This window comes from Georgenia sp. H159 (assembly GCF_035607575.1).
Classification (GTDB): domain Bacteria; phylum Actinomycetota; class Actinomycetes; order Actinomycetales; family Actinomycetaceae; genus Oceanitalea.
This window is the reverse complement of sequence record NZ_JAYDZY010000003.1, coordinates 292,282-303,762: the sequence shown is the minus strand read 5'-3', so window position 1 is coordinate 303,762 and position 11,481 is coordinate 292,282. Positions and strand designations below refer to the sequence as shown.

Genomic DNA, 11,481 nt, shown 5'->3' with positions numbered 1-11,481 from the left:
TAACGCAACCATCTTCTCCGGGGAGAGGTCAATGGCCGGCGACGCCACGGTGGCGTGAATCGGGGGGTGGCGGGGCTGTGCGGCGGTGGTCAGCGGCGGACCGCGGCCGGCTCCTTCGGGCCCGGTGCGGCGGTCGAGCCGCGGGGCACGAGCGCGGCGGGGACGACGACCGTGCGCACGGGCACCGCCGGGTCGGCACGCCGTTCGAGCAGCACGTCGACCGCGGTGCGGCCGACGAGCAGCGGGTCCTGGGCGACGGTGGTGATGCCGGGGCTCACCATGGTCATCCAGCCGGCGTCGTCGAAGGAGACGAGGCTGAGGTCGTCGGGGATACGCAGCCCGAGATCGGCGGCGGCCCGCCACGCGCCCTCGGCCAGCAGGTTGTTGGCGGCGAAGACGGCCGTCGGTCGCGGACCGCTGAGCAGCCCGGTGGCCGCACGCTGCGCCGCCTGGACGTCCCAGCCGGCGCTGACGACGAGCTCCGGGACCACGTCGATGCCCGCCCGCTCGAGGGCCTGCCGGTAGCCGGCGTAGCGGTCCCGGCCAGTGGTCCAGTGGGTCTCGTCGAGGAGGATGGCGATGCGCCGGTGGCCCTCGTCCACCAGCCGGCTGGTGAGGCGGTGGGCTCCGCCGACGTTGTCGACGACGACGGCGTCCGTCGCACCCTCGGAGAACTGGCGGTCCACCTCCACGGTCGGCACGCCGTGCCGGGCGAGGTACTGCCCGACCTCGGCGGAGCTCGCCGCGATGATGGCACCGGCGACGCGGAGCTCGACGAAGGCCTGCGCGGGCTGCTCGTCCTCGCCCTCGGTGCCCGAGACGCTGAGGATCGTCGCCAGGCCGGAGCGGCGCGCGTGCTCGCTCACGCCGGTGGCGAGCTGCCCGTAGAAGCTGTTGCCGAGCTCCGGCACGAGTAGCCCGACGGCGGTGCTCCCCTGACGGCGCAGGTGCTGGGCGCTGGCGTTGGGGACGTACCCCAGCCGGTCGGCGGCCTCCAGCACGCGTTCGCGCACCTGTGCGGCGACGTAGCCGGTCCCGTTGAGGGCGCGGGAGACCGTCGAGCGGGAGACCGCCGCGGCGACGGCGACGTCGTTGATGGTGGCCCGCCGGAGGTCAGCCACGGCGCTGCCCGGCCCGGTCGAGCAGCGTGCCGTCGGCGGACCCGGCCTGCCCGTGCTGCCCCGTCGGGTCCCGCTGCGCGGCCTGGTCCAGCGGTGCACGGACGTCGATCAGCGCCTCCGCGTGCTGCCCGAGCGCCAGGTCTCCGATGGTGACGTCCACCGCGCAACGGGCTCGGCGGTGCTCGCCGCCGGAGGGCTGGACGGCGAAGGTGACCGTTGCGCTCTCATCCACCCCGACACCGACGGTCGCCGTCGCCGGTTCCACCGACCAGCCCGCCGGGACGTCCAGGCGCAGCGTCGCCTCCGCGGGGCGCGGGTGCGGGTTGCGCACGGTGGCGGTGAGCTCGAAGCGCTCCCCCACCTCCGGGTGGCAGCGGTAGGGCGTGAGCCGGGCCAGCTGGCTCCCCGGCCCGAGGTCGAGCTCTCCCGACGGCAGGAGCTCCTCGTGGAGCCGCACGAGCTCCTCCCCCTGGTCGGAGAGCATGTCGAGATAGCCGTCGTCCACCCAGCGTGGCTCCCAGTGGCCGCTCACCATGAGACCGGGCGCGACCCGCCGGTAGAGCGCGGCGCTGCGACGGTAGTCCTCGGGACGGAAGAGGTTGCGGTACTGGTAGTTGAGGGTCTCCCGGCGGCGTCCGGGGATGCCCTCCCCGTCCTGCTGGTCACCGGTGACCAGGACCGTTGTGCCGTCGACCTCGAGCTCGAAGGCCGCCGCGTAGCGGGTGTGCCCGGGCAGGTCGTGGACGGTGATCGCGTACTCGCGCCACTGGAACGTCTCGCCCAGCGGGAGCTCGCGGTCCACCGGGACGGGGTCGTACCACTGGCAGGGCAGGTCGTGGTGCATCGGGTTGGCGATGACCGGTGCGACGTTCTCCGGCACCCAGGTCTGGGTGCCCTCCACGTCCCGGAGGAGGGCCAGGCCTGCCACGTGGTCGTCGTGGTAGTGGGTGGCCAGCGCGACCTCCACGCTCGTCACCCCGAACCCGCCGCGCAGCGCGTCCAGCGACGCGAGCCACGGGCGGCGGGAGGCCCGGTCGCGGCCCTCCGGCAGGCCCGTCGTCATGTCGTAGCCGTAGTCGATGACCAGGGCGGCGCCGCTGCGGGAGAGCAGGACGTAGGAGGTGGCCAGGCTCGAGCGGTTGATGAGCAGGTGCTCGGTCACCCGCGCGTAGGGGTGGACCAGCCGCGTCTCGAGGTCCCAGGGGAAGGGACGCCGGGAGTCGACGTAGCGCTGCATGCGCTCGGCGAGGAGCGCGAGCGCGGTGCCGGGCTCGTCCATCGGCTCCCCGTGCGAGGGGAGCAGGAGGTCGAGCCGCTCGCGCTGGAGGAGCAGGCAGGAGATCACCGTCATCCCCGGCCCCTCGTTGCCCGTGTAGGACCACTGCGTCGCGGCGAGCGACCACACCTTCCCCGGGGCGTAGATGAGGTCGCCGGTGAAGGCGATCCGCCGGTCCCCGCGGGTGAGGACGTAGGTGACCGAGCCCGTCGTGTGGCCGGGCGTGGGGTGGACCTCGAGCTCGACGCCGCCCCACGTACCGGTGCGGTACTCCGGCACGAGCCCGGCGACGGGCACCGGCTCGAGGAGGGAGAAGCGGTCCTCCCGCAGGTTGTAGTCGTTGATGATCGGCCGGGTCGCCCACATGTCGTCCACCCGGGAGAACAGGTCCCGCTCGACCGGCGGCACGTGGACCTCGACGCCCGCGGCAGCGGCCCGCGGCAGCCCCTGGGCCTGGTCGCGGTGGTGGTGGGTCATGAGGACGTGGGTGAGGCGCTCGACGCCCATCTGTGCGAGGTGGTCGAGGACGAGCCCGGACCCGAAGTCGATCGCCACCCCGGTGCGCGTCGCGTCGTCGCGCACGACGTAGACGTTGCAGGTGTCCCGGACCCGGAAGACACCCGGCGCCACCTCGCGCACGCGACCCATCCCCACATGGTATCGATCCCACACCCGCCCAACAACGAGCCCCCGCACCCCTGCCCCCGGCCCCCCTCCCCCTCGCCGACAGCGGGATTGTGTCCACCGAGCGTCTCCCCCGCCGACAGCGGGATTGTGTCCACCGAGCCCCCGCGCCGCGCGCCGCCCCACTACCGTGTCGGAGATGGAGCGGACAGCGCCCGCAGGCCGGCAGGCCTTCTCCCTCCTCACGCCGGTCCCCCGCGAGCTCGCCGGCACCGGCGAGTGGCTGCCCATCACCGGGCTCCGGCTCGGCTGCGCCCGTGACTGCGCCGATGCGCGCCGCGTCCTGCCCACCTCCGACACCGGGGACAGGCCTCTCCACGTCACCGTCACCGCGGACGGCGACGTGCCGGCCGAGGGCTACACACTCGCCGTCGAGCCGGGTCCGGACGGCCCGCGTGCCACGGTCCGCGGCGCCGACCCCGCAGGCGCGTTCTACGGCGTGCACACCCTGCGCGCACTCCTCGAGGAGCGTGCCGGGCACGTGCCCCGCGTGCGCGTCAGGGACTGGCCCGCGCTCACCTGGCGAGGAACCGTCGAGGGCTTCTACGGGCCACCGTAGAAGCCCTCCGACCGGCTGGCGCACCTCGACTTCGCCGGCCGCCACAAGCTCAACCACGTCGTCCACGCCCCCAAGGACGACCCGTTCCACCGTGCGCACTGGCGCGACCCCTACCCGCCAGAGCAGCTCTCCCTCCTGGCGGAGCTGGTCGCGGCTGCCCGCACGAACCACGTCCGTCTCGTCCACGCCATCTCCCCCGGCCTGTCGATGCGCTACTCCGACCCGGCCGAGCACGAGCGGCTCCACGCCAAGGCCGAGCAGCTGTGGCAGATCGGGGTACGGGACTTCGCGCTGCTCTTCGACGACATCGCCGGCGAGCTCGGCCATCTAGCCGACCGCACCGCCTTCGGCACGGACAGAGGCGCCGCGGGTGCCGCGCACGGGTACACGTGCACCCGGTTCGTCGACCGCTTCCTGGCACCCCGCGGGGTCGACGAGCCGCTCCTCATGGTCCCGGTCGACTACGCCGGGACCGCTGGGTCCCCCTACCGCCGGCACCTGCGGGACGCCCTTCCGCCCTCGACCCTCGTGTGGTGGACCGGCCCCGACGTCGTGAGTGCCGAGATCACCCGGAGGGACATCGAGGACGCCGCGACCAGCTACGGCCACCGCCTGCTCCTGTGGGACAACTTCCCCGTCAACGACTACGACCGCACGCGCCTCTTCCTCGGCCCGCTCACCGGCCGCACTCCCGACCCCGACGGCGCCTCGCTCGCCGGCATCAGCGCCAACCCGATGGTCGAGGCGGCACCGTCACAGCTCGCGCTGGCGACGGTGGCCGACTACGCCTGGAACCCCCACGACTACGACGCCGCAGCCTCGGCCGCCCGCACCGTCCGGGTGGTGGCGGGCCGGGATGCGCACGCCCTCGCTCCGCTCGTCCACGCCTGCGCGGGGTGGCCTCCCGACACTCCGCAGGACCCGCGGCTGCGCCGGCTGGTGACCGCGGCCCTGGACGACGACCTCGCCGTCGCCCGGCCCGCAGCCCGGGCGGTGCGCACGCACCTGGGCGGCCTCGCCCGGCTTGCGGAGGCGTCCCTCGGGGACACCACCCTCGTCCGGCAGCTCGGCCCGTGGATCCGGGCGGGCGCGGACATGGCTCGGGCGGGCCGCCGAGCCGCCGAGCTCCTCCTCGCCCACCTCGACGGCACGACCGAGGACGAGCTGCGCGAGCGCACCGCGGCAGCCCTCGAGGACGCCGAGCGCCACTACCCCGACGTCCTGCGCGACGTCGTGCCCACGTTCGTGCGGGAGGTCCTGCGCCGCACCGGTGGCACGGCTGCCGCTGCGCGCACGTCACCGTGGGTCATGCTCGTCGCCGCCACCCACCCCGAGGCCGGCGAGGAGACCTTCGCGGCGTCGCTGCGCCGTCGTGGTCTCGAGGTCCGCTTCAGTGCGACCGGCGACCTCGGGCACGATCCGGTTCACCCTCCGGAGCTGGTCGTGCTGGCCCGCAGCGCCGGACCTGACGCCGCCCGCGCCGCCGCCCGCCTCCCGGTGCCGATGCTGGCGTGGGCCCATCTGGTCGCTGCGGGCCTGGCCACCGAGTCCGCCGTCCTCCTCGTCGAGGACAGCATCGACGTCGTCGCACCCGGGGACGCGCTCGCCGCGGGCCTGCGCGGGAGGGTCCCGGTCCACCGCGGCCCGGGCAAGATCACCTGGGGCGAGCCGACCCCCGACGCCACCGTCGTCGCCCGCACGGTCACCGGCGCCCACCCGACCGTCTTCCGCTACCCGACCGGCGCCCAGCTGGCGGACGGGTCGGTGGCTCCGGCGCCGCGGGTCGCGGTCTTCCTCGGGCGGACGGCGCTCGCTCCGTGGCTCATGACCGAGGACGGCGGCGCCATCGTCGCTGCCGCGGTGGCGGAGCTGACCGCACCCCGGACCGGACACGGCCGGTCGTCCGGCTGATCGGCCACGTCCCGGCGGAAGCGTGCGGCCAGGCCACCGACGACGCGCAGGTCACCAAGGTCGGTGTAGCCCAGGCCGCCGCTCGGCATGCCGCCGGACCTCGACGGCGGGGCCGGGCTCTCCGCTCACGCTCGCCTCACCCGAACGGCGCGATCCCGGGGACCGGCGGCAGTCCACCGGTCCGCGCGACCTGCGCGAGGTAGCGGCCGGAGTCCTTGACGGTGCGCCGGCCGGTGGCGTAGTCCACGTGCACCAGGCCGAAGCGCGGCCGGTAGCCCATCGCCCACTCGAAGTTGTCGAGCAGCGACCAGTGGAGGTACCCGCGGACGTCGGCTCCCGCGTCCATCGCCTCGGCCATCGCGGCGACGTGCCCGCGGAGGAACGCGGTGCGGCGGGTGTCGTGGACCCGGCCGTCGTGGGTGGGACCGTCCCCGAACACTCCCCCGTTCTCGGTGACGAGCAGCGGCGTCCCGGGGTAGTCACGGGCGAGCCGGGTGAGGAGGTCACCGAAGGACCGGGGCGCGACCTCCCAGCCCGCGTCCGTCCGCTCGACCTCCTCCCGCGGCGGCACGACGCGCCACGGGAAGGGACGGCCGTCGCCGGCCTCCGCCGCGGCCATCACCCGCCGGGTGTAGTAGTTGACCCCGAGGAAGTCGCTGCGTCCGCCGATCGCGGCCTCGTCCCCGTCGCGGACGACGTCGAGGGGGCCGACGGCGCGCTCCCAGTGGGCGCGCATGTCGTCGGGGTACCCGCCGGCGAGGAGCGGGTCGAGGTACCAGCGGTTGACGTACCCGTCCGAGCCCCACGCGGCCGCGGCGTCGTCCTCGGAGGGCGAGGCCGGTTCGCACGGGAAGAGGCTGAGCGCGACGCCCACGCGCGTGCCCCGGTACTGGTGGAGGACGTCGGCCCCCAGCCCGTGGGCGAGGAGCATGTGGTGCCCCGCGGCGACCGCGGCACGCAGGTCGGTGACACCCGGGGCGTGCAGCCCGAGCTGGTACCCGAGCAACGACACGATCCACGGCTCGTTCTGGGTCACCCACCAGCTCACCCTGTCGGCCAGCCGCCCGGCGACCGCGGTCGTCAGCTCGGCGAAGGCGGCGGCGGTGTCGCGGGCCGCCCAGCCGCCGGCGGCCATCAGCGCCTGTGGCATGTCCCAGTGGTTGAGGGTGAGGACGGGCTCGATGCCGGCGGCCAGGAGCGCGTCGACCAGTCGCTCGTAGTGGTCCAGCCCTCGCGGCTCCACCCGCCCGGTCCCCTCCGGGACGATCCGCGACCAGCCGACGGAGAAGCGGTAGGCACCCAGCCCGAGCTCGGCGAGCAGCGCGACGTCCTCCCGCCAGCGGCGGTAGGAGTCGCACGCCCGTGACCCGTCGGCACCGTCCTCGATCGCGCCCGGCCGCTGCGCGAAGACGTCCCACACCGAGGTGCCGCGCCCGTCGACGTCCAGGCCGCCCTCGGACTGGAAGGCGGACGTCGCCGCACCCCAGAGGAAGTCGGGCGGGACGAGCCGGCCCGTCACCGCGGGCCTCCCCGGGCCGCCTCGACGAACCGTGCGTAGAGGTCGTCGTACACCGGGTCCGTGCGGTGCGGCACGGGCACCGAGCCGAGCACGACGGCGTCGGCGAGACCGGCCCGGTGGGCGGCGAGCACCGCGGCGCCGGCGGCCACGGCCTCCTCCACGTCCACCACCCGGAGCGGCGCGGGCCCCGCAGCCGCCTTGACGCGCAGCCACGGGGAGCCGGCACGTGCCGCGGCACCGAGCACCAGCACCTCCCCCGCGGCCGCGTCGGTGCCGGCGAGCTCGGCCTGGGCAGTCAGCAGCCAGCGGGCGTGCAGGGCGAGGCCGTCCAGGACCGCGGCGGCGAGGTCGACGTCGTCGTGGTCCGGGCGTTCCCCGACGACGACGGCGCGTGCGTCGGCGTCCGGGAGCGGAGCCTGGCGCCCGCGCAGGTACGGCAGCAGCACCGGCGCGTCCGGCCGGCGGCGCCGGGAGGCGGCCTCGGCGAGGACCGGCTCGAGCGCGTCGTGGCCGCCGACGCGCTCGGCCCACCAGGCAAGGACGGCACCGGCGCTGGAGGAGCCGGCCACCAGGGCCTCGTGGCGGCCGTCGACCGTGCGCACCAGGCTCATCCCCTGGGCCGCGACGGCTGCCGGGGCCGGTCGGGCACGGAGCACCCGCACGACCGCCTCCGCCGTCCCGACCGAGTCCGCGACATCCCCCGGCCGCCTCATGCCGGCGGCCCACGTGCCCACGGGGTGGTCGTGGCCGGCGACGACGACGGGCGTCCCGGGCCGCAGTCCCCACGGGCCGTCCGCGCTCACCCCGACGACGGCGTCGTCCGGCCGGGTGACGGCCGGCAGCTGGTCCGGGCGCAGGCCGACGGCGGCGAGCAGCTCGGCGTCGAACGAGGGAGGCAGCTCGGTCCCGGGCGGGGGCAGCCGGTAGGCCATGGTGCGCCCGGCGAGCGTGTGGTCGGTGGTGAGCCGGCCGGTGAGCGCGAGGGCGACGAGGTCCGCGGCGCCCGCCCACCGGGACATCGCGGCCCAGCGGTCGGGATCCTCGGCCTGCAGGTGCGCCCACGTCGCGAGCGGCACCTTGCCGCTGGGCCGCACCCCGGTGGCGGCGAAGAGCGCGTCGGCGCCGTAGGTGCGTGCGAGCGCCGCGGCGTGGTGCTGGGCGCGTGCCGGGTCCCAGCGGACGAGGTCACCCAGGGGTGCGTCGTCGACGTCGAGCGGGATGCCGGTCTCGGCCATGGACGCGATCCCGATGGCGTCGACGTCGGGACCGACCTCGAGGACGAGGCGGCCGACGGCCTCCTGCAGCGCACGCCCGCCGGTCGGGGTGGGGGCACTCGCCCGGGCGAGCGCGGTGACCCGGCCGGCCTCGATCTCGACGAGGACCGCCTTGACGTTGGTCGTCCCGATGTCGAGCCCGAGGCCGCGCATCGCCTCAGTGTGCCATCAGGGTGTGGCGGCGCTCTCGAGGTCTGCGGGCAGCTGGACGGGCCCGAACTCGCGGAAGGTGTGGGCGACCATCGCGATCGCCGACCGGCCCGCTCCGTCACGCACCCGCACCGCCCGGAAGTCGTAGGCGACGTCCACGCCGACGATGTCGTGCAGGCCGAGCACGATGTGGGTGAACTCGTTGGCGGCCGCGACGTCGAGGTCACCGGCCAGCACGATCGTCGTCGGCGCCCCGTTCTCCCCGAACCTCATCGTCAGCCGCATCACACGCGCCTCCTGTCGAACCGCTCCCTCGACGGTACGACGCTTCCCCCGGCCGGGCGAGCGGGCGGACCCGGGCCGTAACCTGAGGCGGTGATCGAGCTCAAGACCCCCGCCGAGGTCGAGGCCATGCGCCCGGCCGGTCGCTTCGTCGCCCAGGTCGTCGGCGCGCTGCGCCGCCACGCCGACGTCGGCGTCAACCTCCTCGACCTCGACGCCCTGGCGCACGAGATGATCCGGGAGGCCGGTGCGGAGTCCTGCTACATCGACTACCACCCCTCCTTCGGGGCGCGGCCCTTCGGCCACGTCGTGTGCACCTCGGTGAACGACGCCGTGCTCCACGGGCTGCCGCACGACTACCGCCTGCGCGACGGCGACCTCCTCACCCTCGACTTCGCCGCCGGTCTCGAGGGCTGGGTCGCCGACTCGGCGGTCAGCATCGTGGTGGGCGAGCCCCGCCCGGAGGACGAGCGGCTCATCGAGGCCACCCGGGTGGCGCTGGAGGCGGCCATCGCGGCCACCGTCGTCGACAACAGGCTCGGGGACGTGTCGGCGGCGATCGGCGACGTCGCCCGTGACTACGGCTACCGGGTGAACCTGCAGTTCGGTGGGCACGGCGTGGGGCGCACGATGCACGGCGAGCCGCACGTGCCCAACGACGGACGGGCGGGGCGTGGGCTGCGGCTGCGTCCCGGGCTCGTCGTCGCCCTGGAGCCGTGGTTCATGGCGGGGACCGACGAGATCCGCACCGACCCCGACGGCTGGACCCTGCGCAGCACCGACGGCTCACGCGGCGCCCACAGCGAGCACACAGTCGCCGTGACACCGGACGGCCCCCTCGTCCTCACCGCCCGCGACGACGACTAACCCCCGCACGCCCCCGCCCCACCCCCGGCGGCCGCCGCGCAGCCCACCCCCTCCGTCGCCGACAGCGGAGTTGTTTCCACGCCCCCGCCCCCGACGGCCAGCGCCCGCCCCCTTCCGTCGCCGACAGCGGAGCTGTTTCACGCCACCGCCCCCGGCGGCCGCCGCGCAGCCCACCCCCTCCGTCGCCGAGAGCGGAGTTGTTTCCACGCCACCGACCCCGGCGGCCGGGTGTGCGACCTCAGTCGGTGGCGTGACCGAGATGGGCGAGCTGGGCGCGGACCGAGGACGTCGCGGCTCGGGCGAGGGTCGGCTCGAGCGGTCCGTAGACGGCAGCGACGACGTCGGCCGCAGTCCGTGCCCCCGCGGCGAGGGCGTCGCGCACCTGCCGGAGCCGCTCGAACCGGTGCGTCCGCAAGGCCTCGAGGTGCTCCACAGGGTTGTCGACGACGGGCCCGTGCCCGGGGGCCAGCTGCCGAGCCTGCCCGCTGCGGGCAAGCTCGAGCAACCGGTCGAGGGACGAGAGGTAGGCGCCCAGATCCCCCTCCGGCCAGGGCACGACGCTGGTCCCGCGACCCAGCACGGTGTCGCCGGTGAGCAGCACGCCGTCGTCCAGGAGAAGGCACACGGAGTCCGGCGTGTGCCCCGGGGCGAGGACGACTTCGAGCGCGAGGCCGGCGACCTCCAGCCGCTCCCCGTCCTCCCACGGGGAACCGCGCCCGGCGCCCCGCACCGGGGCGGTGACCGACGCCGCCCACTCCTCCAGTGCGCCGGTGTGGTCCGCGTGGTGGTGGGTGAGCAGCGTGGCTGTCACGTCCCCGCCGGCCGCGGCGCGCACGGCGCGCAGGTGGTCCGGGGCTCCTTTCGGACCCGGGTCGACCACCACCGCGCCGTCGGGCCCGGTCAGCACCCAGGTGTTGGTGCCCTCGAGGGTCATCGGCCCGGGGTTCGGGGCGAGCACACAGCGGGCGTGGTGCCCGGCGCGTCCGCCTCCCCACGACGTCGTCGCGGCCATCGTTGCCCTCCGTCCGGCGGTACCTCCGCCCAGGATGCACCACCCGGCCGTCCGTCGTCGTGCACGGCTGCGGGCGGCCGGTCGGTCAGCCCGATGACTGCCAGGCGAGCAGCTGGTCGGGCCGGTCGGTGATGATGCCGTCGACGCCCAGCCCGGTGGCCGCAGCCCACTGCTCGGGCTCGTTGAGCGTCCACGGGGTCACCGTGATGCCGGCGGCGTGCGCCTGGCCCACCAGCTCCGGCCGCGCCCGAAGGACGTCACCGCGCGGGTTGCAGGCCGTGGCGCCGAGCTCACGGCACAGCTCGAGGACACGGTCGTGCGCCTCGGTGACGAGGAGCCCGCGCCGCAGCCGGGGCGCCACGGTGCCGAGCGCGGCGACCGTCGCCGCCGAGAAGCTCTGCGCGACCACGCGGTCCGCGAGCGCCCGCTTCTCGATCGCCTCGGTGACCAGCCCGACGTCCTCGACGGCCCAGGCGCCCTTGACCTCGAGGAGGAGGTGGACGCCGTCGGCCCGCGACAGGCGGTCGAGCACGTCCTCCAGCATGGGGACGCGTTCCCCGGCGAACTGCTGCCCGAACCACGAGCCCGCGTCCAGCCCGCAGATCACGTCGGAGCGGGTGGCCGCGACGGGTCCGCTCCCGTCGGTCGTGCGGTCCAGGACGTCGTCGTGGATGACGACGGGGACGCGGTCGGCCGTGAGCTGGACGTCGATCTCGATGCCCGTCGCACCCGACCGGATGGCAGCCTCGACGGCCGCCAGCGTGTTCTCCGGGGCGACGGAGGAGTTGCCGCGGTGCGCGACGACGATCACAGGGAGGGCCCCACG

At 75.3% G+C, this 11,481-nt stretch carries 10 protein-coding genes; 3 read left to right on the top strand and 7 right to left on the bottom strand.

Annotated elements, in window-relative coordinates:
* Window positions 1-89 precede the first annotated feature (89 nt).
* Together VR894_RS06005 and VR894_RS06000 are read right to left on the bottom strand one after the other, a co-directional pair.
* Entirely contained in the window at window positions 90-1,121 is a 1,032-nt protein-coding gene (locus VR894_RS06005) for a LacI family DNA-binding transcriptional regulator (protein ID WP_324650429.1), read from the bottom strand.
* Entirely contained in the window at window positions 1,114-3,045 is a 1,932-nt protein-coding gene (locus VR894_RS06000; RefSeq protein WP_324650428.1) for an MBL fold metallo-hydrolase, read from the bottom strand. The genes VR894_RS06005 and VR894_RS06000 overlap by 8 nt, the downstream gene beginning before the upstream one ends.
* A gap of 175 nt (window positions 3,046-3,220) precedes the next feature.
* On the opposite strand from VR894_RS06000, the gene VR894_RS05995 reads away from it, so the two are divergent.
* Entirely contained in the window at window positions 3,221-3,640 is a 420-nt protein-coding gene (locus VR894_RS05995) for a glycoside hydrolase family 20 zincin-like fold domain-containing protein (RefSeq protein WP_324650427.1), read from the top strand.
* Window positions 3,641-3,655: 15 nt separating this feature from the next.
* Window positions 3,656-5,551, top strand: a complete 1,896-nt coding sequence (locus VR894_RS05990; protein WP_324650530.1) for a protein O-GlcNAcase — start codon at window positions 3,656-3,658, stop codon at window positions 5,549-5,551.
* A 136-nt stretch (window positions 5,552-5,687) separates the two neighbouring features.
* Here the strand turns inward: VR894_RS05990 and VR894_RS05985 are convergent, their stop codons facing one another.
* Genes VR894_RS05985 through VR894_RS05975 form a run of 3 tightly spaced genes read right to left on the bottom strand, consistent with a single transcriptional unit; the run spans window position 5,688 to window position 8,779 of the window.
* Window positions 5,688-7,070 (bottom strand): GH1 family beta-glucosidase, encoded by a 1,383-nt coding sequence (locus VR894_RS05985; protein WP_324650426.1) that lies wholly within the window; start codon window positions 7,068-7,070, stop codon window positions 5,688-5,690.
* Window positions 7,067-8,497: an FGGY-family carbohydrate kinase gene (locus VR894_RS05980; RefSeq protein WP_324650425.1), complete on the bottom strand. Its 1,431-nt coding sequence runs from the start codon at window positions 8,495-8,497 to the stop codon at window positions 7,067-7,069. The genes VR894_RS05985 and VR894_RS05980 overlap by 4 nt, the downstream gene beginning before the upstream one ends.
* Before the next feature lie 15 nt (window positions 8,498-8,512).
* Window positions 8,513-8,779 (bottom strand): hypothetical protein, encoded by a 267-nt coding sequence (locus VR894_RS05975; protein WP_324650424.1) that lies wholly within the window; start codon window positions 8,777-8,779, stop codon window positions 8,513-8,515.
* Between the two features lie 90 nt (window positions 8,780-8,869).
* Here VR894_RS05975 and map point away from each other — a divergent pair, with 90 nt between their 5' ends.
* A complete protein-coding gene (gene map, locus VR894_RS05970; protein WP_324650423.1) occupies window positions 8,870-9,643 on the top strand; it encodes a type I methionyl aminopeptidase in 774 nt (257 codons plus the stop codon).
* A 238-nt stretch (window positions 9,644-9,881) separates the two neighbouring features.
* Here map and VR894_RS05965 read toward each other — a convergent pair whose 3' ends face one another.
* Both VR894_RS05965 and VR894_RS05960 read right to left on the bottom strand, forming a co-directional pair.
* Complete coding sequence (locus tag VR894_RS05965) at window positions 9,882-10,655, bottom strand: MBL fold metallo-hydrolase (protein WP_324650422.1); 774 nt, start codon at window positions 10,653-10,655, stop codon at window positions 9,882-9,884.
* A gap of 85 nt (window positions 10,656-10,740) precedes the next feature.
* Window positions 10,741-11,466 (bottom strand): glycerophosphodiester phosphodiesterase, encoded by a 726-nt coding sequence (locus VR894_RS05960; RefSeq protein WP_324650421.1) that lies wholly within the window; start codon window positions 11,464-11,466, stop codon window positions 10,741-10,743.
* Window positions 11,467-11,481: the final 15 nt, after the last annotated feature.

Bases quoted from the DNA above. Each gene is read 5' to 3' on its own strand.
- VR894_RS06000 (WP_324650428.1), bottom strand. From the start codon at position 3,045: ATGGGTCGCGTGCGCGAGGTGGCGCCGGGTGTCTTCCGGGTCCGGGAC.
- VR894_RS05995 (WP_324650427.1), top strand. From the start codon at position 3,221: ATGGAGCGGACAGCGCCCGCAGGCCGGCAGGCCTTCTCCCTCCTCACG.
- VR894_RS05980 (WP_324650425.1), bottom strand. From the start codon at position 8,497: ATGCGCGGCCTCGGGCTCGACATCGGGACGACCAACGTCAAGGCGGTC.
- VR894_RS05975 (WP_324650424.1), bottom strand. From the start codon at position 8,779: ATGCGGCTGACGATGAGGTTCGGGGAGAACGGGGCGCCGACGACGATC.
- VR894_RS05965 (WP_324650422.1), bottom strand. From the start codon at position 10,655: ATGGCCGCGACGACGTCGTGGGGAGGCGGACGCGCCGGGCACCACGCC.